General features: G+C 39.9%; 22 protein-coding genes. 8 read left to right on the forward strand and 14 right to left on the reverse strand.

Annotated elements, in window-relative coordinates; all coding sequences use genetic code 11:
• Positions 1 to 22: 22 nt before the first annotated feature.
• The 4 genes from B2X72_RS25085 to B2X72_RS25100 all read right to left on the reverse strand — a co-directional run bounded on the left by B2X72_RS25085 (position 23) and on the right by B2X72_RS25100 (position 3736).
• Complete coding sequence (locus tag B2X72_RS25085; RefSeq protein ID WP_088162013.1) at positions 23 to 1363, reverse strand: DUF5690 family protein; 1341 nt, start codon at positions 1361 to 1363, stop codon at positions 23 to 25.
• A gap of 184 nt (positions 1364 to 1547) precedes the next feature.
• Positions 1548 to 2126: a helix-turn-helix domain-containing protein gene (locus B2X72_RS25090; RefSeq protein WP_075994857.1), complete on the reverse strand. Its 579-nt coding sequence runs from the start codon at positions 2124 to 2126 to the stop codon at positions 1548 to 1550.
• A 164-nt stretch (positions 2127 to 2290) separates the two neighbouring features.
• Positions 2291 to 3115, reverse strand: a complete 825-nt coding sequence (locus B2X72_RS25095) for a glycoside hydrolase family 16 protein (protein WP_286851987.1) — start codon at positions 3113 to 3115, stop codon at positions 2291 to 2293.
• A 135-nt stretch (positions 3116 to 3250) separates the two neighbouring features.
• Positions 3251 to 3736: a nuclear transport factor 2 family protein gene (locus B2X72_RS25100; RefSeq protein ID WP_088162015.1), complete on the reverse strand. Its 486-nt coding sequence runs from the start codon at positions 3734 to 3736 to the stop codon at positions 3251 to 3253.
• Positions 3737 to 4102: 366 nt separating this feature from the next.
• Between B2X72_RS25100 and B2X72_RS25105 the strand changes: the two genes are divergently transcribed.
• From B2X72_RS25105 to B2X72_RS25115, 3 genes are read left to right on the forward strand one after another with little or no spacing between them, the layout of a single operon-like run.
• Complete coding sequence (locus tag B2X72_RS25105) at positions 4103 to 5029, forward strand: ring-cleaving dioxygenase (protein ID WP_088162016.1); 927 nt, start codon at positions 4103 to 4105, stop codon at positions 5027 to 5029.
• Complete coding sequence (locus tag B2X72_RS25110; protein ID WP_349681407.1) at positions 5029 to 5367, forward strand: GNAT family N-acetyltransferase; 339 nt, start codon at positions 5029 to 5031, stop codon at positions 5365 to 5367. The genes B2X72_RS25105 and B2X72_RS25110 overlap by 1 nt, the downstream gene beginning before the upstream one ends.
• Positions 5368 to 5390: 23 nt before the next feature.
• Positions 5391 to 6008, forward strand: coding sequence for an alpha/beta hydrolase (locus B2X72_RS25115; RefSeq protein ID WP_088162017.1), 618 nt, complete (start codon positions 5391 to 5393; stop codon positions 6006 to 6008).
• Positions 6009 to 6089: 81 nt separating this feature from the next.
• Here the strand turns inward: B2X72_RS25115 and B2X72_RS25120 are convergent, their stop codons facing one another.
• Positions 6090 to 7373: a Gfo/Idh/MocA family protein gene (locus tag B2X72_RS25120; RefSeq protein WP_145327110.1), complete on the reverse strand. Its 1284-nt coding sequence runs from the start codon at positions 7371 to 7373 to the stop codon at positions 6090 to 6092.
• Between the two features lie 563 nt (positions 7374 to 7936).
• On the opposite strand from B2X72_RS25120, the gene B2X72_RS25125 reads away from it, so the two are divergent.
• Together B2X72_RS25125 and B2X72_RS25130 are read left to right on the forward strand one after the other, a co-directional pair.
• On the forward strand, positions 7937 to 8128 hold the full coding sequence (locus B2X72_RS25125) for a cold-shock protein (protein ID WP_046672944.1): 192 nt from the start codon (positions 7937 to 7939) through the stop codon (positions 8126 to 8128).
• Between the two features lie 187 nt (positions 8129 to 8315).
• Positions 8316 to 9440: a DEAD/DEAH box helicase gene (locus B2X72_RS25130; RefSeq protein ID WP_286851989.1), complete on the forward strand. Its 1125-nt coding sequence runs from the start codon at positions 8316 to 8318 to the stop codon at positions 9438 to 9440.
• 50 nt (positions 9441 to 9490) lie between these two features.
• On the opposite strand, the gene B2X72_RS25135 is transcribed toward B2X72_RS25130, so the two are convergent.
• The 3 genes from B2X72_RS25135 to B2X72_RS25145 form a co-directional block, all read right to left on the reverse strand.
• Positions 9491 to 11758 (reverse strand): cation:proton antiporter, encoded by a 2268-nt coding sequence (locus B2X72_RS25135; protein ID WP_145327108.1) that lies wholly within the window; start codon positions 11756 to 11758, stop codon positions 9491 to 9493.
• A 176-nt stretch (positions 11759 to 11934) separates the two neighbouring features.
• Positions 11935 to 12657, reverse strand: a complete 723-nt coding sequence (locus B2X72_RS25140; protein ID WP_075993168.1) for a LytR/AlgR family response regulator transcription factor — start codon at positions 12655 to 12657, stop codon at positions 11935 to 11937.
• A complete protein-coding gene (locus B2X72_RS25145) occupies positions 12647 to 13387 on the reverse strand; it encodes a histidine kinase (protein ID WP_120332790.1) in 741 nt (246 codons plus the stop codon). The genes B2X72_RS25140 and B2X72_RS25145 overlap by 11 nt, the downstream gene beginning before the upstream one ends.
• A 304-nt stretch (positions 13388 to 13691) precedes the next feature.
• On the opposite strand from B2X72_RS25145, the gene B2X72_RS25150 reads away from it, so the two are divergent.
• A complete protein-coding gene (locus B2X72_RS25150; protein ID WP_046672939.1) occupies positions 13692 to 13910 on the forward strand; it encodes a hypothetical protein in 219 nt (72 codons plus the stop codon).
• Between the two features lie 123 nt (positions 13911 to 14033).
• On the opposite strand, the gene B2X72_RS25155 is transcribed toward B2X72_RS25150, so the two are convergent.
• The gene (locus B2X72_RS25155) at positions 14034 to 15212 is read right to left on the reverse strand and encodes a thiolase family protein (RefSeq protein ID WP_088162024.1); all 1179 of its coding nucleotides are present in this window, start codon (positions 15210 to 15212) and stop codon (positions 14034 to 14036) included.
• A gap of 320 nt (positions 15213 to 15532) precedes the next feature.
• Between B2X72_RS25155 and B2X72_RS25160 the strand changes: the two genes are divergently transcribed.
• On the forward strand, positions 15533 to 16708 hold the full coding sequence (locus B2X72_RS25160; protein WP_286851992.1) for an acyl-CoA dehydrogenase family protein: 1176 nt from the start codon (positions 15533 to 15535) through the stop codon (positions 16706 to 16708).
• A 30-nt stretch (positions 16709 to 16738) separates the two neighbouring features.
• A complete protein-coding gene (locus B2X72_RS25165) occupies positions 16739 to 18850 on the forward strand; it encodes a 3-hydroxyacyl-CoA dehydrogenase NAD-binding domain-containing protein (RefSeq protein WP_286851994.1) in 2112 nt (703 codons plus the stop codon).
• 197 nt (positions 18851 to 19047) lie between these two features.
• Here B2X72_RS25165 and B2X72_RS25170 read toward each other — a convergent pair whose 3' ends face one another.
• The 5 genes from B2X72_RS25170 to B2X72_RS25190 all read right to left on the reverse strand — a co-directional run.
• Positions 19048 to 20499, reverse strand: a complete 1452-nt coding sequence (locus B2X72_RS25170) for a bifunctional 2-methylcitrate dehydratase/aconitate hydratase (protein ID WP_145327106.1) — start codon at positions 20497 to 20499, stop codon at positions 19048 to 19050.
• Positions 20500 to 20621: 122 nt separating this feature from the next.
• Entirely contained in the window at positions 20622 to 21773 is a 1152-nt protein-coding gene (gene prpC, locus B2X72_RS25175) for a bifunctional 2-methylcitrate synthase/citrate synthase (protein ID WP_145327105.1), read from the reverse strand.
• A gap of 10 nt (positions 21774 to 21783) precedes the next feature.
• Positions 21784 to 22659: a methylisocitrate lyase gene (gene prpB / locus B2X72_RS25180; RefSeq protein ID WP_145327104.1), complete on the reverse strand. Its 876-nt coding sequence runs from the start codon at positions 22657 to 22659 to the stop codon at positions 21784 to 21786.
• Between the two features lie 300 nt (positions 22660 to 22959).
• Entirely contained in the window at positions 22960 to 23529 is a 570-nt protein-coding gene (gene prfH / locus B2X72_RS25185) for a peptide chain release factor H (RefSeq protein ID WP_376747265.1), read from the reverse strand.
• A 58-nt stretch (positions 23530 to 23587) separates the two neighbouring features.
• Positions 23588 to 24591, reverse strand: a 1004-nt coding sequence (locus B2X72_RS25190; protein ID WP_286851996.1) for an RtcB family protein, incomplete at its 5' end; no start/stop codon positions are given.

The raw sequence follows: 24591 nt of genomic DNA on the forward strand, positions 1-24591 counted from the left end.
AGAATATCATAAAAAAGTATAGTTAACTAATTTGCACTTCTCCTTTTGTGGTATGCCAAGGAGCCAACAACTCATCATCACTTCCTTTCATCTGTTCTTTTTTTCGAATAAAATAGAGTAGAGAGAAGATACCCAAAATAGCTCCGATAATAGAGGCTAAAAAGACCAATTGAATAAAGTAATTCCCCCAAGTGACAGAATTTGGCATAAATTCTTTGTTTACCAATATCAGAAAACTACCCAAATAACCGATTGAGTCAGCCATATACATAACAAAGCCGATGTTACTTTTCATACGATATGTTGCGATCATTCGCTCAAAAAATATCGCATTGTAAGGGATGTATGCCATATACAAGCCCAAACCGACGAGCAACATCCAACTTAAACCGTCAATCCATTGTTTTGTAAACAAATAGGTAGAAATACCTGCAGTCAGAAAACCTATAATGATCATATAGTGGATCAACTTAAATGCTTTAAGATTATTTTTAACCATGATTAGACAACTTACCAGCAGCAGTACAATCAAGGAGATAGTCCCATCAACTTTTGCAAAAATGCCCGCCCCCTTCACATGTAACATCTGCCAGATTTCAACCTCAAAATTATCGCGTACATCACGTAAAATAGTAAGCATCGTATAAACGATAATAGTCAAAACGATACCCGGCATAAAGGTTTTAAAAAAGTGTTTTCGCATTTTACTATCCATCGCAATGCGCTCCGTCCGGAGCTTCTTGTCTTCTTCTGTTGGCCCTGGAGCATTTTCCAATACCCATACACACAAAACAAAGGGCAGAAAAAACAGTAAACCCGTCAAAAATGGCATCCAAAACTCGTTAACATGAAAAGAAGACATCAACCACCGCCCAACCGTTTTTATCAGTCCTGACGCGAAAATCAAGCTCACAGACATCACTGCCCCCATAATCTCTGTAAACCGCCTTCCTTCTAAATAACTAAATACCAAACCCCAAACCATTCCCAATGGAAAACCATTGATAAAAAGAAAGACAACATTCCAAGGTCTCGGACAAACTGCAAATGCCAAAAGACCTATCCATGAAATACAAATCAAACCGATCAAATACCGCCCTCTACTACGCTGTTTACTTTCAGAGATAAATTTAATGCCATAAAACTTGGACAACAAATACCCCAGCATTTGAATGACCACCATACAGACTTTATAATCGACACCAAAAATAGTATCATTTGCAAAAGCAGATGCCGTAAATGACTTTCTAAATGAATACATACTCGTATAACATAAAAATGCTGTAACAGCCAGAACAATAGCCACAGATTTCTCATCCAGTCTATTTATGCGTCTTTTTATTCGTTGGTTTAACTCCATCATTTAAACTTGTTAACAGACCTCATTGTCCGCAATCAAAAGTAAATTTTGGAAATTAACACAAGACTAAACTTTTGTTAAGTATTTATAAACAAATATAAGCATCCCTTTGCGATACGAAAAGTATAAAATAAAAAAAGCATCACTGAATGATTCAATGATGCCCTGACAATTAACATGTTATCCTCTATTTCTTATTTTCAAAAAAGTATACAATTAGCATGACGGCCTTTTCACTTCCAACATTACGCGGTGTATGTGACAATCGGCCATTAAAAAAGATCGAATCGCCCTCTTCTAAGCTAATTTTTTGATCATTGAAGATGTACTCAACCTGCCCGCTAATGATATATTTATATTCATAAGCTTCGGTCTCAACCATTGGTCGTTGTGCATCCGGAAGCAACTCCAAAAGAACAATGTCCATGGTCGAACTATCCATCGCAGATGTAAAAATCCTTTTATAATGGAAACCAATAGCCGACTCTTTTTCAAACGGACTATAAGTATCTTTTTTCCGAACGACCACGGGGCCTGAATCCAATTCAGAATTAAAATCTTTAAAAAACTCATTAAGATCAATATTCAGTGCATTGATGATATTAATCAATACCAGTAGGGAGGGTATTGTTCTGTTATTTTCAATCTGCGAAATAAGTCCCTTGCTTACCCCCGCTCTATCAGCAACTTCCTGTATGGTAATTCCTTTTTCTTTTCGAATTTCCTTAATCTTATTGCTAATCTTGAATATCGTATTATCTTCCATAATTTGGCCAAAAGTAAACATTTTTCCTATGTCGTGTATATTAAGTTTTTGTCACCTAATCATAGGTCACCTCTAAAATTAGGATATTTAACTGTTATCAGAAAACTGCAGTTCATTAATAGGCGATTTTTTTCGTCTCTTATCCCTCTCAGAATTGGTAAGCACTATTGGTAAACTTTAACCCAGTCAACACGCATCTCAACAGGCAGTTGGTCTTGATTTACCTCACCAACCCAGCTCCCGCCCAACTGTTGATCAATCAATAGATAAAAGGGCTGATCATAAGGCCACTGAGAAGGATCTACCCCATTAACTCTTGGATAAGTAAAGGTGTCAACACCATTCAACTGAAATACGATACGATCGGGATACCAGCTTATACCATATGTATTGTACTCTTCTGATTTGATCGAAGCGGTACCAAAATGTTTGGGATTCTCCTTTTGCCCCAGATCTAAGGTATAGTATGAATGTGTTGTCTGGTAAATGATATGATCAAAATTAAGATGTTCCATAATATCAATTTCACCATTTCTCGGATACTTCCCATACTTATCTAACTCCGCCAGCATCCACATGGCAGGCCATGCCCCTTTTGCACTTCCAAGTTTAGCTCGGATTTCTATGCGTCCGTACTGAAAAGCAAACTTTCCCTTACTCCATATCCCACCTGTCAAAAATAGTCTTGAATCTTTATTTTTGTCTGTATTTTTTATTCCTTTAAGAATTAACTCACCATTTTCCCATCCAAAACAGGCATCATCCATACTCATATGCCGGTTCCAATCAGCTCCTCCCGCTGGAATCCGGGACCATTTACTACTATCTAGCTTAGGGGAATTAAAGTGCTCTTCCCATACTAGCTTCCATTCCTTAACCTCTCGATCTTTCTTTTGAACATATACATACGGATGATCTTTCGGACGATAATGCACACTACATGCAGAAAACAACAGATAAAAATAACTTAGGCCGAAGACTCTTTTCATGATTAACATTAATGGTTTGCGAAAAAAATGAGTTAGGCCTAAATTTAGACATAATTTACCATACCTGATAGATTCCCGAACAATTAAGAGGGACTAAAACGCAGAGGAAAAAGGAAATGCGATTTATTGCTATCCCTAAAACATAGGATGTGCGTTTGCTGCATTTTTAGGCACATCTTGCTGTGCATCCCAATGCTCCACAATTTTACCTTTTTCCAGCCTGAATATATCAATAGTCGATTTAAGACTACCATCTGGATTCTTATTCTTTAGGTGTATGAAGACCAAATCTCCATCCGAAGCAATGTGTTGCACATCAATCCTTGTTTTAGGTTGTCCTTCAAACCATTTCGCTGCAGCGAGCTTAAATGCTGCCGCTCCATCCGCAACAGAGGGATTATGTTGGATATACTGAGGGGAAATGTACTTATCAACTGCAGAGACATCCTTATCACCAAACATTTGCTGATAAAAATCTAAAACGATTCTTTTATTCTCTTTGTTTTCGTCAAGTTGTTTTTGTGCAGCCTCCTTTGATTCATTTGTCTGCGGCTGCTGACAACCCAGCGTTAGCAATAAAACAGAGAAAGTGATGACCTTAACCATTGTTCTATTTTTCATCTTTAAATCTATTTTTAATTGAAGTCTTCAATTCCCACCTCATATTAGTACAATCCAATTTACCTAAATTATACAATATATAACGCTTTTATCTGAGTTCATTTACACTATTAAATAGTGGCATGATAATTGGATTTGATGTTGTAGTATAATATTCAGAAATATACATTTCATAAATTTAGGTTAATAATTGGTTAGGTTAAACACCTGAAGTCCCCAACTTCAGGTGTTTTTTTATATATTTTCGAAAATCACTATTCCCTAAAAAACAAAAATGTCAATTATAGCTTTTATTAATCTAGTTCAATAAAATTCCCTGTTGGTCGGCGTAACTTTACATTAGTTAAGAAAATAAAATTATCAGATATGGAAAATAAAATATTAGGGTTACACCACATTACTGCGATAGCAGACAACGCAAAGCGAAATCTCGATTTTTACACGAAAGTACTGGGTGTACGCCTTGTCAAAAAAACAGTTAATTTCGACGACCCTGGCACCTACCACTTCTACTTCGGCAATGAACAGGGGGACCCCGGAACGATCCTCACTTTTTTCCCATGGGAAGGTATCGGAAAAGGTACCGCAGGAGCAGGAATGGCGACTCATATTGGCTATGCCGTACCTCAAGGGAGTTTGGATTTTTGGAAAAATCGCTTAGGGGAACATCAGATTAGTTTACAGGAAAGTGAAATTTTTGGAGAGAAGCTAATTTCATTTAATGATCCTGATGGATTGCAGCTTCAGTTTATTGAAACGAAAGATAATAGAAAGGCATGGACAACGACTGACATCAATAGCGAACATGCACTAAAAGGCTTCCATAATATCACGCTTTCTTTAAAAGAAGCAGATCCGACGCTAAAAGTATTGACCGATATTTTGGGTTATTCGCTCCAACAACAGCATGATAATCGTTATAGGTTAACAACGGATAGCATTGATACGGCTAATAGCGTTGACATAATAGCGGATAAAAATCTACCATACGGCAAAAATGCAGCCGGTACAAACCATCATGTCGCATTTCGGGTAAAGGACGACAATGTTTTGATGGAGTATCGTGAAAAGGTACTTTCAGCAGGGCTAGATATCACACCAAAAATAGATCGAGATTACTTTTTCTCACTCTATTTTCGTGAACCTGGTGGTGTCTTATTTGAAATCGCGACAGACAATCCCGGATTTACGGTAGACGAACCACTATCCAGCTTAGGATCGGCACTCAAATTGCCGAAGCAATATGAAAACTACCGTTCGCAGATTGAACAGACATTGCCAAAAATCGATTAATTAAATTATATAAACATCATTATACAAACGAGGAAATTATGGAAAGAACTGAAATTGTATTAGACAAAAATCAACGTGGAGAGCTTCAATTATTCTCCGATGAACGCAAAGCAGGTTTGATGAGTATCGCTATCATTGACGGTAATCTCGTTGTTTACCATACAGAGGTGGACGAAGCCTATGAGGGAAGAGGATTTGCAAAAATACTACTCGAGAAATTGGTATCTCATGCGCGCGAAAACAACATGAAAATTGTTCCATTATGTCCTTATGTAAATGCGCAGTTTCATCGTCATCCAGAACTATATCAAGACGTTTGGTTTAAAAAAACGGTATAAACTACCCTACATGAAAGCATAAAATGAGTCATTCAATAAATATTAAAACAGCTGGTAAAAATTTAGAACAGGCAGAAAAAGCCATTGTCATGATCCATGGTCGTGGGGGGAGTGCAGAAGACATCCTTGGCATGTCATCCTATCTTCATGTCGATAATTTTGCACTACTTGCACCGCAGGCAGAAAATCACACTTGGTACCCCTATTCTTTTATTGCTCCCGTACATGAGAACGAGCCCTGGTTGAGTTCCGCAATTGATCTGATCGATCATACAGTTAAACTAGCTTTAGACAATGGGATCCTCGCCGAAAATATCTATTTTTTTGGTTTTTCTCAGGGTGCCTGTTTAACACTAGAATATCTTGCACGGCATGGGCAGCGCTATGGTGGCGCTATAGCAATTATTGGCGGAGTAATAGGCGAAGAAATTAACAGGGATAATTACACCGGTGACTTCGCACAAACGCCTATTTTTATTGGCACTAGCAATCCTGATTTCCATGTTCCTCTTGAACGCGTTGAAGCTACAGTATCCATATTAGCACAAATGAATGCCAATGTAAAGCTCATGGTATATCAAAACGCGGGGCACTCCATCAATCGCGAGGAGATCGATCTTGCAAATGAATTTGTTCTTTAAGAAATAAAGGAGTGAATAATCAGTAAGGAATAATCCATTGGTTGTTGATTATAATAATTAATCAACAACCAATTTTAAGCATTATACTTTTGGGTATTTATAGCCGTTATGATAAACCGAAGCTAAGTATTTATTTGCTTTCTGATCGGTAAAATGCTGTTTATCTTTATCCCAATAGAGTTTTTGTCCAGTTCTGAATGCTATATTTCCGAGCTGAGAAAAGATGGCAATGTGTGCCCCCACTTCAATTGGTGCATGAAGTACTTGTGGATTACGTTGGCGAATGGATGCTACAAAATTTTCCATATGTTTGTCCAGTCCGTTATCTAAAGAAGGTTGGATAGAGACCGCTTCCATCCTTCCTTTTTCTGGAATGACCTCCCAGCCCGACCTGTTCAAGACCAGCGTACCATTGTTACCAATAAATGCGACACCGTGATTGCGGTTATAAGGTCCGAGATCAATTCCTTTGGCATGTTCCCATTGAATATTGAAGCCATCAAACTCGTACACAGCAGTCATCGTATCAGGTGTTTGGCCTGCATCGTCCGGGAACGCAAACTTACCTCCTGAGGCCATAATAGATTTTGGATTAGAAACCTTCATCCCAAGTAAAGCATAATCCAACATATGCACACCCCAATCTGTCATCAAACCTCCTGCATAGTCCCAAAACCATCGAAAATTAAAATGGAATCGATTCGAATTAAATGGTCTTTTTTGTGCCGGACCTAGCCATTCCGTATAATGTACACCTGCAGGAACCGGTTCATCGGGCACGATGGGAATAGCACTTTTCCACCCTTGATAAGACCAAGCTTTTACCAATCTTATTTTGCCCAATTTACCGGAATGAACAAAATCAATGGCGTCCTTAAAATGTTGCTGACTTCTTTGCCATTGCCCGACTTGTACAATAGCCTTATTCTTTTTTGCTGCCTGAACCATTAATTGACATTCAACAATGGAGTTACCGATGGGCTTTTCGACATATACATGCTTTCCAGCATTTACGGCATCTACCAGTTGCAGGCAATGCCAATGATCCGGAGTTGCAATAATGACCGCATCCACAATCGAGCTATTGAGCATCTTCTTATAATCTACAAACGTTTCGACCTGTATATTTCTTTTTTGAAGTTCTTCTGCTCTCTTTTTAAGAATATTTTCATCCACATCACAAAGAGCAGTACACACCAAGCCATCATTCTTTAACAATGCATTCAAATCAGACCAGCCCATACCATTTACACCAATTAATCCAACCCGGATGGATCGATCTAAAAAGTTTGAACCTTTAGCATTTAAGAAAAATGACGATGCAGCTAAAACAGTGGACGTTTTGATAAAATCTTTTCTATTCATTGGATATTGGTTTAAGTTTTGTTTTTACTGGATATCATCTAAATTGTCAAAACGAACAGAATACATATGCTTAGATGAATGCCCTAAATAAGAATGCTTTCTTTATTATTAAAAACAAATTGCTTCGATGAAAATACAAAAATGAATCTAGGTGCTCGCAAAAAGCATTGTAAAATATATATAGACAAACCTAGCGTACCCCTATCAAAAAATGGTCGAGTTAGAATCACTCGACCATACATCTACCTATGAAAAACATGCCCTTGGGAGGGGCGGTTGAAGTTACTACTAATTTCACTAAGAACAAACATTTAGAAAAAATATTTATCTAAATAATTAATAATACCATTAACAACAGCATCATGAGTTGACCATGTTACATTGGTTGGCGAGATCGTGTTTTATTATACATTTTTGTTCGATAAATTCCTCCTTCTAACGCTGTTTCAATCAACATCTCGTTCAAAAAAACGCTCAGTTACACAACCCATTTTATAATTCATTAAAAAAAATAAAAGATTAATCATTTATTATGCCTACCTTGCCGCACTTAATTAAAAATAATGAATACAGGTAAAATTAAATTTTTCAATGAAACTAAAGGTTTTGGTTTTATTACACCAGAGGATGGTAGTGCAGATGTTTTCGTACACGTTTCTGCGCTTAAAAACCAAGTATCTGAAGGCGACGTTGTTACTTATGATGTAGAAAGAACTCCAAAGGGGATCAGCGCTACAAATGTAAAATTGGCGTAATCCAAAAAATACACTTTCTTGTTAATGGGGTAATTCTTAATGACTTATCCCATTTCTTTTTCCTATTCTTCCTTTACAATTTTTTAGCAATCTTTTACTTTTCCGTTGAAGACTTTTAGTTTTCAAATAAAAAGCATAAAAAGGATTCTCAAAGGTTTTATTTAAGACAAATTCGAACATACTATTTATGGAATTTAAACAACTCAGTTTAATCGCTCCGCTTTTAAAAGCAATAACAGAAACAGGCTATACACACCCTACTGCAATTCAACAAAAAGCCATTCCAATTGTATTGCAAGGAAACGATCTTATTGGCTGTGCACAAACGGGAACCGGTAAATCGGCCGCTTTTGCACTTCCGCTTTTACAACGTCTTGAAGAAACTAAGACATCAGGTAAACTCGTTCCCATTAGAGCTTTGATTCTTACACCAACACGTGAACTAGCCATTCAAATTGGAGACAATATCAACTTATACCGAAAATATCTAAAACTAAACTATTGCACTATTTTTGGTGGAGTAAGCCAAGAAAAGCAAGTTAAAGAAATTAAAAAAGGTATTGATATTCTTGTTGCTACCCCAGGCCGCTTACTGGATTTAATGAATCAAAAGATAGTTTCTCTAGATAAAATCGAGATCTTGATATTAGACGAGGCGGACAACATGCTGGACATGGGCTTTATTCATGACATCAAGAAGATCCTCGCCAAGGTTCCTTCAAAGCGACAGACATTATTCTTCTCGGCGACAATGCCTCCTAATATCCGTAAATTCGCGCATGGCATATTACACAAGCCTATTGAAGTTGACGTCACCCCGGTAAGCTCAACAGCCGAGAAAGTAAATCAATCTGTATTTTTTGTTGAAAAGAAGGAGAAGATCAAATTATTGACGAGCATATTAAAAAAGCTGAAGCATGAGCGCACCATTGTATTCTCCCGAACAAAACACGGAGCGGATAAAATCGTCAAGTTGCTTGCAAAAAATGGCTTGAGAGCAGCGGCCATTCACGGAAATAAATCGCAAAATGCAAGACAAAAAGCTTTAGGTGAATTTAAGGACAGTCATCTTAAAATTTTGATCGCTACCGATATTGCAGCAAGAGGAATCGATATCGAACAACTACCGCTTGTGATTAATTATGATCTCCCAAATGTACCGGAAACCTATGTTCATCGCATTGGTAGAACAGGAAGAGCTGGTCAGGAAGGAAAAGCCATCTCTTTTTGCGATGTAGAAGAAAGACCGTATTTGGCTGATATCGAAAAATTGATCGGACTAAAAATCAAGATAGAAAAGATCAATAATTAGATCTTGATAACACCTTAAGTAAAAGCCCCTAGGGGCTTTTTACGTTTTATTTATGGTTTGCGATCCGCCATCAACAGTGTAGATGGCGTAAAAGGAAGCCAATGTACTTTTTTATTGACAATTTTGTTCCAGCTGGGCAGGCTGATCAACATTAAGTCATGGTCCCGCCAGGTATCACTGTTTAACTCTTTTTCCGTTATTGTGAGATGGTTGGGAACAAGTTGTTCCAATTGCCTCAATTTCTCCTTGAAGCTTTCATTGGTTTTCAGCACTTGATTCAGATCCCACACGATGATCTGAGCATCCGAATGCTGAATAAGGCGCTGTATGATTTCACATAGAAATTCATCATTTTTCAAAACAACAGGAACGATCACTCGCTTCGCCTTCACAAAGTCTTTATCAATTAAAATGCCTACCATTGCATTCACTTTGGCGTTGATCTGCTGATTTCTATCAAATGTCGTAAAGGGAGACTCGGCATTTGTAACCGTATGGAATAACTTTTCAGGATTTACAATCCGCGTAGTAAAATCTAAAAATCGCCCCAATAAACTCCCCTCATAGATGGATTCGCTGACACCCAAAAGTAATAAATCCTGATCGCGTTCATTGGAAGTTTGAACAATCTCACTATCGATATCACTAGAAATTTTAAATACTGTCTGAATAGGCTGTTCGAGTTGCTGAGCGACCTGCTTGATTTCACGAAAACTATCCAGTTCCTGGGTTTCCACCTCATAATGATGTAATTCGTTTGAAGGTTCAATATGTAATGCAGTAATCTCAGCATTCTTTTTCGATTTCAACGTTAAAGCATCCGCTAGATACAGTAGCGAAATCCCAGTATTACTTTTCGCAAAAGACAATAGAATCTTAAATTTCGATTTATCCTGGATATCTTCCTGCAATAAACTCTTCTTTGGTCGATAGAGAAAATTGATAAGATCTAAGGATGGCCCTGTCATAAAGGTGGTCACTAAGGCCATAACGACCATCATCGAAAATAATTCAGCACTTAAAACGCCAAGATCGTATCCAATATTGAGGACGATAAGTTCCATCAAACCCCGCGTATTCATTAACGCGCCGATACTCAAACTATCTTTCCAGCTTTGACCGACAAAACGCGCCGCCAACGTACTACCTGCAAATTTCCCAATAACCGCGACCAAAATAATACCAATGGTAATCATCCATAACTGAGGATCATTAAGTAGACCGATCTGCGTACGCAGTCCAGTATAGACAAAAAATAAAGGCAACAATAACAAAGTAGAGACATCTTCGATTTTTTCGATGAATGCTGTTCGGAATCGACTTCCTTCGGGCATGATTGCTCCCGCCATAAATGCACCAAAAAGTGCATGGATACCGATTACTTCGGTTGCATAAGCAGACAATAACAGCACAATAAAGAAAATAGCAACAACAGGTTTACTCAAAGCTTCCTTACTACCTTTCACCTCTCCTACGCGCATCAAAAATGGGCGCACGATCTTAATCATAATGAGCACATAAGCAACAGCAAGCCCTATTGTATACAACGCACTGGCAAAATCACCGGCTTTGACGATTGCAATTACGACAGCGAGTATACACCAAGCCGTAATGTCGTCTGCAGCCGCGCAGGTAATCGCCATTGCACCTAGCTTACTTTTTTGCAATCCTCTTTCTTGTATAATTCTGGCAAGGACAGGAAATGCTGTGATACTCATGGAAATACCAATAAACAAGCTATAGGATAGAAACTCTACATTTGTAGGTGGATGGAATAGGTATAAAAAATAAGCCAATGAAATTCCCAACGTAAATGGGATCACAATGCTTGCATGAGAAATGACAACAGCATCATGCGCTTTATTTCGCAGCACATTCAGATCCAGCTCCATTCCAATGATAAACATAAATAAGATTAGCCCAATTTGACTCAAAAACTGCAAATTACTGAGCGATTCTACAGGAAAAAGTGTATGCGAAAATTCAGGAAAATAGAGCCCCAGCAATGATGGTCCCAATATGATACCTGCGAGCATCTCTCCGATTACCACAGGCTGCTTAATCTTAATGCAAATCCAGCCCATAATACGTGCCGCGATAATGATCGTCACGATTTGAGCCAATAATATCGCTAGCGGATGCTGCAGACTATGGAATAAAGTTGATGTAAAATCCTTCCAGGCACCTTGACTTGTTTTCTCCCCACGCAGTAGTTCTGGAGCCTCTAGCTGTGCCCCCAAATGAATCACCCAATACATCACCCCAAGTAATGTACCAACTAAAACTACATAGAAAATTGTATTCTTATATTTCCTCATCTTCAATAGCAATTAAAATAAATATAATGACAATAGCATACTAAGTCCCAACCAATATTCTCTAAACAAGGAGGGATAAAATACAGTCTCAACAAAAATATAATTCTGTAAGAGTTTTAGTGCTTTTCAGCTGCTAGGTGGAAGGAAATATGTAATGAAACAAAAAAAAAATGTAATCAACTGAATTTCTCGAAAAACATTTTCTTGTACGATTCCCCCAAATTAAACAAAAGAGGCATATCTTGTTCGTCAAACAAGTTGCTTGTTATTTGATCAGCGGAGAAAAATTTAACGATCTTGGTTGCAATGATCTCTTTTTTATTGATGCGTATAAAGTCATGCTCAGGCAAAATCTCCATCAACTTATCGAAGCTTATATTTTTCAACAAAATGAACGAACCATCAGCCAAATAAACTGTTTTATCACGGCTGTCTACTTCAGCTATTTGAACATAGTTAATCTGATCGAAATACAATACCGTTTTTCCTTTATTCGTATTAAACTGTGCAAACGAGACAATTTCAGCTTTATTATTGATTATTTGTTCTACTTTCATAATGGCCTGCTGAAGACGTTGCAGAGATATTGGTTTACGCATGTAATCTACAGCATTAATATCAAAAGCATCGCTCGCATATTGTTTATATGCGGTAGAAAACACAATCGGAAAATCCTTGAGTTCTCTGGCTACATCAAATCCATTAAATTCCGGCATTTCAATATCCAGAATACAAAAATCAAAACTTAGTGAACGGTATTCTCTCAACAATGCTGCTGGTTCATTAAAGGTTTTCACCACCTCTACCCCTGGAATTTGCTCACAGAGCATTTTCAAGAACCTCAAGCTTGGTATTTCATCATCCAGAAGAACACATTTCAAACTTCTTTCAATCCGCATACAATCTGATTTGAAGGTGGGCACTATATACATCATTTTCTACAAACCTGCGCAGTTGATGTCTACCTGGATAATACAACATGAGCCGCTCTTCCAACGTTTTGCTGCCTATTCCACTTTTGGCCTTTTGTAGGGGCGAACGTTTTGAAATTCGATTGCTCACAATGAGCTCCAGCAAACCATTCTTAAAGGTCAGCATGATAGAAATAAAAGAATCAGGGCCATGGAAATCTGCATGTTTAAATGCGTTTTCAATTAAATCCACAGACATCAAAGGGACCAATGAAGGTGTATTCAACAAGGAACTATTTAGTTCATCAATATCAAACTTAACGCGTATATCAAATAAGGGACTCAGTTTTACCTTATTAATCTCAATGAGATTACGCGCAAACTCAATCTCTGCTTTAGGTGAAACGAGTTCATCTTCACTTTCATACAAAACGTAGTCCAATACCATAGCCAACTTATCCATGGTGTAATAGGTTTGATAGGCATGTGAAAGTATTCCGTTCAATGAATTTTTAAGCAAGTGGGGATTTAATTGGGCCCGATGGAAATCGTCAATCTTCTGATTGTCCATACGATTAAAAAGCTCCTTTTGTCGTTTATTTTCTACCTCAAGTTTCCTATATTTTTGTCTTAACAAGAGGTACAAACCCGATATTAAAGCAACAATTGCCAGCAATAACAGGATGATTATATTCGAGGTCTCAGTCGTCATGTTCATTTCAAACTTACTTAAAATTTCTATACCAATGAAAACGTCGTATTAGAAAATCCGAAATCCACATATAGACTTGTTCGATTACAATAAAATGAAATCCGGTGTTTTAAAGGCAATCTAACGACTATAAAATTTCCATATATTTATTACAAAAATTAACAGTTTCATTACAATTTAGTCATTTCAAAGCATTAATTTAAGATTATTATCCTTATATTGAGACTATTGTAATTAGCCGATCAAATGATTGTCTACGCTATTTTGGTTAAACCCGCCTGATTTTTAATCAGGCCTAATATGAAACACTATGGAAAAGCTCATTTTCGAAACTAATGCACAACATCCCAGTCTTGTAGACAAAATCAAACAAGCTGTTGAAAAACTGAATGGCATCCACGAATGGAAGATCGACTTGGATTCTATTTATAATCTGTTAACCATAGAAGGCATTCGACTCAACCCAACGGAAATCGAATCAGAACTGGCGCTCCATGGAGTCGAGGCAAGCCGTCTATATGAGGAGTAGAAGTACGACCTTGTATAGCAAATAAAATAAGTTTCCAGGAAGCTATGTGGTTAAAAACACCCGAATTCAATAAGCGTGAGCTTCTTCCAGATAAAATTAAAGCAATCTTATCTGGAAGAAGCATCAAATCTTTTTAATAATCATTGCAGAGGCACCACCGCCACCATTGCATATCGCTGCCAGCCCTACTGATCCCCCCTCCTGTCTTAAGATGCTGCTTAGTGTTACAACAATTCTAGCGCCCGAACATCCCAATGGGTGCCCCAAAGATACCGCTCCTCCATAAACATTTACTTTGTTCATGGGTAAACCCAAAATTTGTGCATTCACCAAAGCCACCACGGAAAAAGCTTCATTATATTCAAAATAATCAATGTCTTCTAGTGTCAATCCCGCTTTTTTTAACACCTTTTCCGTGGCTACACTTGGTGTAGTCGTAAACCATTCCGGAGCCTGTTCAGCATCAGCATAAGCAATAATCTCTGCTAAGGGGACAAGTCCAAGTTCTTCCAATTTCTCGCCAGATATGAGCAGCACCGCAGCAGCCCCATCACTTATTGTCGATGCATTTGCGGCAGTTACAGTCCCCTCTTTTTTAAAGGCAGGCTTAAGCTCGGGTATCTTATCAAAATTGACCTGCGAAAACTCTTCGTCGCGCGAAACGACGACATCTCCTTTACGACTTTGTATCGTTATAGGTTGAACCTCGTTTAAAAACTTATTTTTTTGCCAAGCGTCCAGGCTTCTTTTATAGGAACTTATCGCATAAGCATCCTGTTCTTCACGGCCAATATGATATTTCTCGGCACACAACTCTGCAAACATTCCCATTGCATCATTCGAATAAGCATCGCTCAAACCATCACGTTGTAAACCATCAACCAGACTCTGAGCTCCAAATTTGGCTCCCCAACGCATACTATTCGTATAATATGGCACCCTACTCATGCTCTCCATCCCACCAGCAATCACTATATCAGCATCTCCCAATAGAATGCTTTGCGCAGCAACAGCTATTGCTTTCATTCCACTAGCACATACTTTATTAAGGGTCGTTGCAGCGGTATGATCCGACAAACCTGCTAACCGGGCTACCTGCCGGGCAGGCGCTTGTCCCAAATCAGCTTGCAAAACAGCACCAATAATAATCTCATCCACTATATCGCGGGAAATACCCGCCTCATCAACTACAGCCCCAACAACCTGGGCCGCAAGACTTGGCGCCGAAATAGATGACAAGGCACCACCAAAACTTCCAATTGGTGTGCGTTTCGCTGCAACGATAAATACACTCTTTGACATGATATAAAAAGTTTATAATTGTTCTGCTAAAATTTTGAGGGCTTATTGCTAGCATATCCCCAACAACCCTTCCTAATCTTAAAGATAAAAAATATAACAGATAACCCACAACAAGTCGGTTTTATTTTTTTTATCAAAACAGAATAAATAGAAAAAAAATAATGCAAAAACTTCCCTACTTAACCAATTGAACGAAAAATAAAGAATAAAAATTTGCAAAAAGCCAAGGCTTTTCGTTAAATTCGTTTAGATAACATCCTACTAGATGGTCATTCAAAAGACCGCCTTACATAAGATAACCAAAAGCAAGATAAACGATTATGCAGACAATCAAGTTTACAGCTGAGCATCAGATTTTTCGCGATACACTTCGCGCATTTATTCGAAAAGAAATTACACCTTACGTCGATGATTGGGAAAAACGGGGTGAGATCGACCGAAATGTGTGGAAGAAAATGGGTGATATGGGATTGATGGGACTCAATTATCCAGAAGTGTATGGTGGACTAGAGCTTGATTTTTATTATTCCTTGATACTCTGCGAAGAATTATCGTATTGTTTTTCTGGAGGATTTACCATTTCCGCACTTGTCATTCAGTTTATGTCGGCTCCATACCTACTGAAATATGGATCAGAAGATCTGAAAATACGCTATCTTAAACCAGTTATTGCCGGTGATATGGTCAGTGCTGTTGCTATTACTGAACCCGGGGCTGGTTCTGACGTAAAGCAGATCAAAACAACAGCTGTCCGGGATGGCGATTTTTATATTGTCAATGGATCTAAAACATTTATTACCAACGGTTATTACGGTGATTTCTTCATTACAGCAGTCAAAACTGCTTCTGATCAGGGAACAAAGGGTATAAGCTTATTACTTATTGACAGAAATGCAACTGGGGTCTCGTCAAGCAAAATCAATAAACTAGGCTGGCACGCCTCTGATACCGCCGAGCTAGGGTTTAATAACGTACGAGTCCCTATTTCTCATCTCATCGGCATGGAGGGAGAAGGATTTCGCTATTTAATGGATGGACTTCAATTGGAAAGGCTTACCGCAGCTATCCATAGTCTCGCTACCGCAGAATCCGCATTTCAGTATACACTTGATTATATCGCACAACGTGAAGCCTTTGGAAAAAAAATCCAGGAATTTCAAACAATACGGCACCGAATCGCACAAATGGCAGCAGATATCGCTACCACGAAAGCCTTTGTCTACCATTGTTGTGATCTCCAGGACCAAAACGAATATGCAGTCAAAGAATGTTCCATAGCGAAGCTACAAGCAAGTGAGCTCGCCGTCAATGTCGTAAACCAATGTCTCCAATTATTTGGTGGTTATGGGTTTACAGAAGATTATAAAATCGCACGTTTATATCGCGATGTCCGTGTCGGCACCATTATCGGGGGAACCTCAGAAATCATGCTTGAAATTATCGCGAAAATGACAATAGATCATGTGACTTATCAATCAGGAAAGTCCAAACAATAGAACGCTTTTTAAAAATTATCACCAAGTACAATGGATGAAAATAAATCTTATATGACCCACACGCTCTTTCGTGTAGAACAGGATAATCATCACATCATTACAATCCATCCGCTATCGACAGCAGCTCCCGAGCAATTGGATATTATAGACTATCTCACGCAATTTGTTGATTTGGTTACGTTCATTCTCGAACAGGAAGATACCATAGGTGTCCTATACAGCTGCCCGATTCAAGACAAAGAAATCGAATATACGCAATTATTTGAGCAGTTTTCTTCAAGCCGCTCAAGACCTTCTGACTTATACAAGCTTACATCAAAAGTATTGCATTGGGAAACGTTTAAAAAACCCATTGTATCTATTATTTCAGACAATTGTACAGCTATTGCCCTAGCGACCATGCTATGGTCTAATTGTCGTATCGCCTCCGAAAAACTTCAGTTTGGCTTTCCGGAGAGTAAGTATGGCTTGTTTACAGCTTTTGGTACAACGATCTATTTACCAGCATTGATAGGTACTGAAAATGCCCTAAATCTGCTGACAAAAAGCAAACTTCTGAGCAGTGAAGAAGCGTATAAACTTGGGTTAATCAATGAATTGGCGCAGAAGCCCAGCGACAGCCTATCATTAGCAATAAACTGGATACTTAATCTACCCACTACCAATGCTGGCCATCACACAGAACAAACTGACGAACTGAATCCTGAAGCAATTCTTGCTATCCAAAAAAAAGCACGCGGTTTGTACCCCGGCACAAACGCAGTTATTGAATTATTAAGAAAAAACCCGTCATCTACAGCGGTTGAAGCTAGTGAAAGAGAAGCAATTTTATACCTGGAAGTCTTCAATTGCCCCGAACCACTCAGCATGGTCCGTACACTTCACTATGCTGTCAAATTGGCAAAATCACCCGATAGAATAAAACATCTCGACAACTATAAGTTAAATAAAATAGGTGTACTAGGTGCTGGGATGATGGGCTCGGGGATTGCTTATGAGGCCGCCCGAGCAGGAATAGAAGTTGCTTTAAAAGACGTTACACTTCCCCAAGCCGAACGGGGCAAAGCCTATTCTAGCCATGTTTGTGAAAAATCATTGGCTTTAGGGGCCATGAACCCATCACAACGGGAGCAATTGCTTGCACGCATAAAACCAACTGACCAAGTCGATGACCTTAATGGATCTGACTGCATTATAGAAGCTGTATTTGAAGATTTCCACCTAAAAGCTGAGGTCACAAAAGAAAGCCTACCCTATTTAAACCAAAATGGCTTTTTCGCTACAAATACCACTTCATTGCCTATTACTGAGCTTGCTAAAGCAAGCAATGATCCTAAAAAATTTATAGGAATGCATTTCTTTTCGCCTGTTGACCGCATGCCCCTTGTCGAAATCATCTGCGGTAAACAAACCGAGCAAAAAACCTTAGAGAAAGCACTTATCACAGCTTTACGCCTCAATAAAATTCCAATAGTCGTGCAGGATGGTCCGGGTTTTTTCACCTCGCGTATTTTCTTCAATTATTTACTCGAAGGTATTACAATGGTACTGGAAGGCATCTCACCGACACTGGTCGAAGAGGAAGCGATGGCTGCAGGATTTGCCGTGGGCCCATTGGCAGTATTGGATGAGATATCATTGGAATTGATGCTACACGTTTATGATCAATTACCCGGTCTGCATGCCAGCCAAAAACGCGCATATACCTACCTCAAAGGAATGGTCGATCAGGAACGAAAAGGAAAAAAATCGGGCGCTGGATTTTACGATTATGACGTTGAAACCAAAAAGAAAACCATTTGGAAAAACCCTGTAATTGCATCTGCAAAGGAAAATGTAACACCTTCAATTATCCGGAAACGTTTGTTGCATGTCATGGCATTGGATAGCTATCGATGTCTCGCAGAAGGCGTACTCAACCAACCCATCGATGGCGATATTGGTTCTATTTTAGGTGTAGGGTATGCATCCTATACAGGTGGAGTATTTGGACATATCGACCGTACAACGCTTCCTACTTTCATTGCTGAATGCGAAGACTTTCAGGCCAAAGGTGAGCAATGGGATATACCAGAATCTTTAAGAGAACTGGCAAAAAAGAATTTCAAATTTTACAGTGATTTTGACTCAAATTGGCGATAGATTAGTCAATCTATGTTCTTTCGTCTAAAGAAGCGTACATAAGCTGTTTAAGTGCACTAAAGTATCAGGTAATCATAAAAACAACAAAACAAAAGGTTGCGACCTTAAAAAGAATATTCGGTATAGTTAACGCTGTAATAGAAACGAAAGCAGGGGTGACAAAACAAATAGTTTGATCACCCCGCCTCTCTATATCATTAGCGCACAAACAGATCCATCAGCTGCGAGACATCCTGTTCGAGAAAAGTATCGTAGTCCAAAGTAACTGTAAGTATTTCCTTTTGCTGTTTTTCAGAAAATACCCGAGCAAGATTTGTTTTGTATTTTTCGATTAATTTAGGAATTCCCTCCGCCCTCCTTCTTGGATGACCTATCGGATATTCAACGACCAATTCAGGCAATATTGTACCGTCAACCAGTTCTATTGTCAAAGCATTTGATATGGCACGTTTCTGTGGGTCGTGATAGTCAGCGGTGAATTGAGCATCTTCCACGCAGGAGATCTTATCGCGCAGTACATCAATTCTTGGATCCGAAGCGATATAATTTTCATAGTCATCAGCCGTCAAACGTCCAAAGATTAGAGGCACAGCAACCATATATTGGATACAATGATCGCGGTCGGCAGGATTATGCAAAGGCCCCTTTTTATCAATAATCCGGATAGCCGCTTCATGTGTACGAATGGTTACACGGGCGATATCTGAACTGCTTTTTCCAAATTCTTTCAGTTGTTGATGAAGTTGCATAGCCGCTTCGGCAGCTGTCTGTGCATGGAATTCTGCGGGAAATGAAATTTTGAAGAGAATATTTTCCATCACATAAGATCCATATCCCCGCTGAAACTTAAATGGATTCCCCTTAAAAGACACATCATAAAATCCCCATATTGGTGCTGTCAAAACAGATGGATAGCCCATTTCTCCAGTTTTTGCGATCAAGGCCAATCGGACAGCACGCGAAGTTGCATCGCCGGCTGCCCAAGATTTTCGGCTGCCGGTATTTGGCGCATGCCGATAAGTCCGTAGGGCTTGTCCATCAACAAAAGCCAAAGAAACCGCGTTGAGCAGCTCTTCTCTTGTGAGGCCAATGAGCCTACCTACGACCGCTGTTGAAGCTACCTTCACCAAAATAACATGGTCTAGCCCCACTTTATTAAACGAGTTTTCAAGTGCTAAGACACCTTGTATCTCATGGGCCATAATCATTGCCTCAAGAACCGTCCTAGCTTTCAGCGGTTTTTGCCCATTCGCAATATTCGTTCGGCTCAACCAATCTGCCACTGCTAAAATTCCCCCTAGATTATCGGATGGATGTCCCCATTCCGCTGCCAGCCAGGTATCATTAAAATCCAACCATCGAACAATCGTGCCGATATTGAATGCTGCCTGAACGGGATCCAATTGAAAATCTGTACCCGGCACCCGAGCACCGTTCGGCACAATGGTCCCGGCCACAACTGGCCCCAACAATTTGGTGCAGGCAGGATAGGTCAATGCTTCCAAGCCGCAGCCAATGGTGTCAAGAAAGCAGTAAAACGCCGTATTCCAAGCGACCTTTCCCTCAATTTTATAATTTAGGACATAGTCCACAATGTCCACTAAAACCTGATCCGGTTGTGGTCTTTCATTTGATATTGCTGAACTCATTCGTGTATTTCGTATAAGACTCTCGTTCTATTTATTAATATATTTCGTTTTTTCCTGCGCTAAGTTCTTCCTCAAAGCCCTCTGTTCAAAAGCACCTTTTAACGCCTTTTCCCGATCCAAAATTACCGTTCGGAAAGAGGTACAAACGGTCTGTCCTCAGGACCAACATAGTTTGCACTTGGTCGGATAATTTTTCCATCCTGACGTTGTTCGAAAACATGCGCTGACCAGCCTGTAATACGCGAGAGGACAAATAACGGGGTAAACATCTCTGTTGGAATGCCCATAATATGATAGGACACCGCAGAATACCAGTCCAGGTTCGGAAACATTTTCTTTTCTTCCCACATGACTTTTTCCAACCGCTCAGCGATCAGGTAGAGCGTCATGTCGCCCGCTTCTTCCGACAGCTCTTTTGCCACTTGTTTTATCACTTGATTTCTTGGATCCGAGATTGTGTATACAGGATGGCCAAAACCAATAATGACTTCTTTGTTTGCCAGTCGCTTCCGGATATCCGCTTCCGCCTCATCAGCATTTGCATAACGACTCTGAATTTCGAAAGCAACCTCATTGGCTCCGCCATGCTTAGGTCCACGTAGCGCACCTATCGCACCAGCGATGCAAGAATACATGTCTGATCCTGTACCAGCAATTACCCGAGCTGTGAATGTAGATGCATTAAACTCATGTTCGGCATATAAATTGAGTGAAATCTGCATCGCTCTTACCCAAGAAGACGATGGCGATTTTCCGTGTAGCAGATGCAAAAAATGCCCACCCAACGTTGCATCCGATGTCTCTACCTGCACCTCACGTCCATGCTGACTAAAATGATACCAGTACAGCAGTGCTGAGGCCATTGAAGCCATCAGGCGAGTTGCAATGTCACGGGCACCAGCAATGGGATGACTGTCTTTCTCGGGCGAAACACTGCCGAAAAAAGAAACATAAGTCCGTAAAACATCCATGGCATGTGCCGTCGATGGCAACTGCTTGAGGACCTGTTGAACAGTAATAGGCAGACCACGTTGACTGATCAGCTGACTTTGATAAGTGACGAGCTGGGCCTGTGTTGGTAGACTTCCATAAATAAGTAAATAAGCGACCTCTTCAAAACTTGCCTGATGCGCCAGATCTAAAATATCATAACCCCTATAATGCAGATCATTACCACTTTTTCCGACAGTGCTCAAAGCCGTATTGCCAGCTGCTACACCAGAGAGTGCTACACTTTTTTTGGGCTTAAAACCTGTGCTGTTTGTCTCTTCCATCTGAATATAATTATTTGTTAAACAATTGATCCAATCGATTTTCATAGGCATAATAATCGATACTTCTGTATAACTCTTCTCTCGTCTGCATGTCGTCGATTACATTAAGCTGCCCACCGTCTTCCCGAATGTGACGATAAACAGTTGTAGCCGCTTTATTAGCGGCGCGGAAAGCAGATAGTGGATAAAGGACAATAGAAACATCGGCTTGACGTAGTTCATTCAGGCTAAACAACGGTGTTTGTCCAAATTCGGTGATATTCGCCAAAATGGGAAGGCCAGTTGCCGCACTAAATTGAACGTATTGCTCCAAATGATGTACTGCTTCAGCAAAAATAAAGTCCGCTCCAGCTTCTTTATAAGCCACCGCTCTTTCCAAAGCAAGTTCAAGGCCTTCAGAAGCAAGTGCATCCGTACGTGCACCAATGGCAAAATGCTCGTCCGTTCGTGCATCCACGGCCGCCTTTAGGCGGTCAACCATTTCAGATCGCGAGACGAGCTCTTTCCCAGGCCGGTGACCACAACGTTTAGCCCCCACCTGATCCTCCATGTGAACTGCCGCCGCGCCCACTTTAATTAAAGACTTTATTGTACGTGCCACATTGAATGCCGAAGGACCGAAGCCAGTATCAATATCCACCAGCAAAGGAAGCTTACACACATTTGTAATGCGATCCACATCAATCAAAACATCCTGAAGTGTTGTAATCCCAAGATCTGGAATTCCAAGTGAACCTGCCGCAACACCGCCTCCAGAAAGATAAATAGCTTTAAAACCAGCCTGCTCAGCCAAAAGCGCATGATTAGCATTAATCGCTCCAACAATTTGTAATGGTTTTTCATTCTTGATCGCTTCCTTAAAAAGGAAGCCCGGGGATTTTATCATAATATCGAATTTGAAATTCCAAGCCCTATAGCCTTCTCTAGATACAGGCTACAGCGACTACTTAAGTTTACTTAGTCTGAAGAACTCATTTTTAGGCCCTTCCTCTTAAAGATAGGAATTATCAATGCAATAAAACAAATTATTTTCTACATTCAAGGTAAATCACAGAAGAAAATACGGCTAAAAAACAAAACCAGCATATCCCCAAATTCAAGGGGCCTTGAACTTATGGTTCAAAGCCCCTATCAAAACCCAATTGACTTCATGGATTGCCAATTAGGATCCAATGCTCAAGAAATACTATTTTTCGACAAAATTACGTCCAACAAAGACCCGTTTCGCCTGTCCGCGCGTCACCTCGATTTGGTTTTTCCATTTTTGTTCTTTGGCCGTATTTAACTCAACGCTTTCCAAATCCCGCAGACGTGCAGCCAAGCGCAGCATTGCGATCTCTTTATTCTGCAATTGTGATCTCGTATCCATCACCTGAACACTTATGCCTGTCGGAGCATGCGTCGCTCTAACGCCAGAACTTACTTTATTGACATGCTGTCCACCTGCACCGCTACTTCGCATCGTTTGGAAATATACATCCTTCACATCCAACACCTTTTCCTTTTTACCCGGATGATACGTTTTAACTTCGACAAACCAATTCTTCCGTTTGTGTAAAGGACGAAAAGGGCTTTTACACACCCAGCAGATTGTACCAATCCAATGATCAATCAATTGATCCATATCTTTTCCTCTCAATCTGACAATCAACGAACAAGGAAGTCCATCCACTTCTTCTGTTTCTATTTCCGTGACCTCAACTCCTACTCTACTACATTCAGAAGAGATTCTGTCGACTACCAACCTAACGGCCATATTACATTCCTTAGGACCTCGTCCCGAAGAAATTTGTAAATACCTTTCATTCAAAACCTTATTTGTCCATACGTACAATCTTCGGACTGAACGTTCCGAGAACAGTTACCAACTCCTGCTGTAATTTCATCACCCGATGAATATCTTTATACGCACGTGGTGATTCATCCAATGCGCCGCCAATCAATTCCACACCATGTGCTTCCAGATCTTTCAGCATAGCGCTTTTTGTCAAATTATTTTTGCAGGCAGATCTCGACATGACACGCCCAGCTCCATGGGATGCAGACTGTAAACTTAAGGGGTTTCCCGTTCCCTCCACAATGAACCCTGGCGCTGTCATCGAGCCGGGAATCACCCCCAGCACGCCCTTGCCTGCAGGTGTTGCTCCCTTCCGATGAACAATGCATTCCTCCCCATTCACGAATTCCTTCCATGCGAAATTATGATGATTTTCGATCGTTACCACGGGATTACCGCCAAGTGCTTTCGCCAAACGTCGGTGGATGTCTGCATGACAGGCCTGGGCATACTCTCCAGCCAAATTCATTGCCATCCAGTATTCTTGTCCTTCTTGGCTTGCTAAATCCAACCAGGCCAAATGTTGGACATGACGCGGTAATGGACATTGTTGCGCCGCAAGGCTTGTGTAAAGCTTAGCGATATTTGTCCCCAAGCCTCGAGAGCCACTATGGGATAAAATCCCCACATACTGTCCTGGATTTATCCCCCATTCCTCCCGCACGGTTTGAAGCTCAACAATGCCCAATTCGACAAAGTGATTTCCACTACCGGAAGTCCCAAATTGTCTGTAAGCTTTACCCAACAGGGATTTTAATAGTGGGATTTCCTGAAATTCAGTTCTACTGAAAACAACATGGTCATGCTTATCACGATGTGTGTCATTTAAACCAAATTTGGTATTTTCCTTCAATATATTTTTCAGTTGGAATTCCCTTCCTTTGAAATAACTACCCGGTAAATCAAATATCGATAGGCTCATCCGACAACCGATATCTACTCCTACACCATAGGGTATAACGGCATTTTCTGTGGCCAGTA

This window comes from Sphingobacterium sp. UBA7253, from assembly GCF_002472745.1.
Lineage (GTDB): Bacteria > Bacteroidota > Bacteroidia > Sphingobacteriales > Sphingobacteriaceae > Sphingobacterium > Sphingobacterium siyangense.

What these genes read in the sequence shown, in the direction of transcription:
- B2X72_RS25085 (WP_088162013.1), bottom strand. Translation starts at nt 1,363, where the DNA reads ATGATGGAGTTAAACCAACGAATAAAAAGACGCATAAATAGACTGGAT.
- B2X72_RS25090 (WP_075994857.1), bottom strand. Translation starts at nt 2,126, where the DNA reads ATGGAAGATAATACGATATTCAAGATTAGCAATAAGATTAAGGAAATT.
- B2X72_RS25095 (WP_286851987.1), bottom strand. Translation starts at nt 3,115, where the DNA reads ATGAAAAGAGTCTTCGGCCTAAGTTATTTTTATCTGTTGTTTTCTGCA.
- B2X72_RS25100 (WP_088162015.1), bottom strand. Translation starts at nt 3,736, where the DNA reads ATGAAAAATAGAACAATGGTTAAGGTCATCACTTTCTCTGTTTTATTG.
- B2X72_RS25105 (WP_088162016.1), top strand. Translation starts at nt 4,103, where the DNA reads ATGGAAAATAAAATATTAGGGTTACACCACATTACTGCGATAGCAGAC.
- B2X72_RS25115 (WP_088162017.1), top strand. Translation starts at nt 5,391, where the DNA reads ATGAGTCATTCAATAAATATTAAAACAGCTGGTAAAAATTTAGAACAG.
- B2X72_RS25120 (WP_145327110.1), bottom strand. Translation starts at nt 7,373, where the DNA reads ATGAATAGAAAAGATTTTATCAAAACGTCCACTGTTTTAGCTGCATCG.
- B2X72_RS25125 (WP_046672944.1), top strand. Translation starts at nt 7,937, where the DNA reads ATGAATACAGGTAAAATTAAATTTTTCAATGAAACTAAAGGTTTTGGT.
- B2X72_RS25130 (WP_286851989.1), top strand. Translation starts at nt 8,316, where the DNA reads ATGGAATTTAAACAACTCAGTTTAATCGCTCCGCTTTTAAAAGCAATA.
- B2X72_RS25135 (WP_145327108.1), bottom strand. Translation starts at nt 11,758, where the DNA reads ATGAGGAAATATAAGAATACAATTTTCTATGTAGTTTTAGTTGGTACA.
- B2X72_RS25140 (WP_075993168.1), bottom strand. Translation starts at nt 12,657, where the DNA reads ATGCGGATTGAAAGAAGTTTGAAATGTGTTCTTCTGGATGATGAAATA.
- B2X72_RS25145 (WP_120332790.1), bottom strand. Translation starts at nt 13,387, where the DNA reads ATGAACATGACGACTGAGACCTCGAATATAATCATCCTGTTATTGCTG.
- B2X72_RS25150 (WP_046672939.1), top strand. Translation starts at nt 13,692, where the DNA reads ATGGAAAAGCTCATTTTCGAAACTAATGCACAACATCCCAGTCTTGTA.
- B2X72_RS25155 (WP_088162024.1), bottom strand. Translation starts at nt 15,212, where the DNA reads ATGTCAAAGAGTGTATTTATCGTTGCAGCGAAACGCACACCAATTGGA.
- B2X72_RS25160 (WP_286851992.1), top strand. Translation starts at nt 15,533, where the DNA reads ATGCAGACAATCAAGTTTACAGCTGAGCATCAGATTTTTCGCGATACA.
- B2X72_RS25165 (WP_286851994.1), top strand. Translation starts at nt 16,739, where the DNA reads ATGGATGAAAATAAATCTTATATGACCCACACGCTCTTTCGTGTAGAA.
- B2X72_RS25170 (WP_145327106.1), bottom strand. Translation starts at nt 20,499, where the DNA reads ATGAGTTCAGCAATATCAAATGAAAGACCACAACCGGATCAGGTTTTA.
- prpC (WP_145327105.1), bottom strand. Translation starts at nt 21,773, where the DNA reads ATGGAAGAGACAAACAGCACAGGTTTTAAGCCCAAAAAAAGTGTAGCA.
- prpB (WP_145327104.1), bottom strand. Translation starts at nt 22,659, where the DNA reads ATGATAAAATCCCCGGGCTTCCTTTTTAAGGAAGCGATCAAGAATGAA.
- prfH (WP_376747265.1), bottom strand. Translation starts at nt 23,529, where the DNA reads ATGGCCGTTAGGTTGGTAGTCGACAGAATCTCTTCTGAATGTAGTAGA.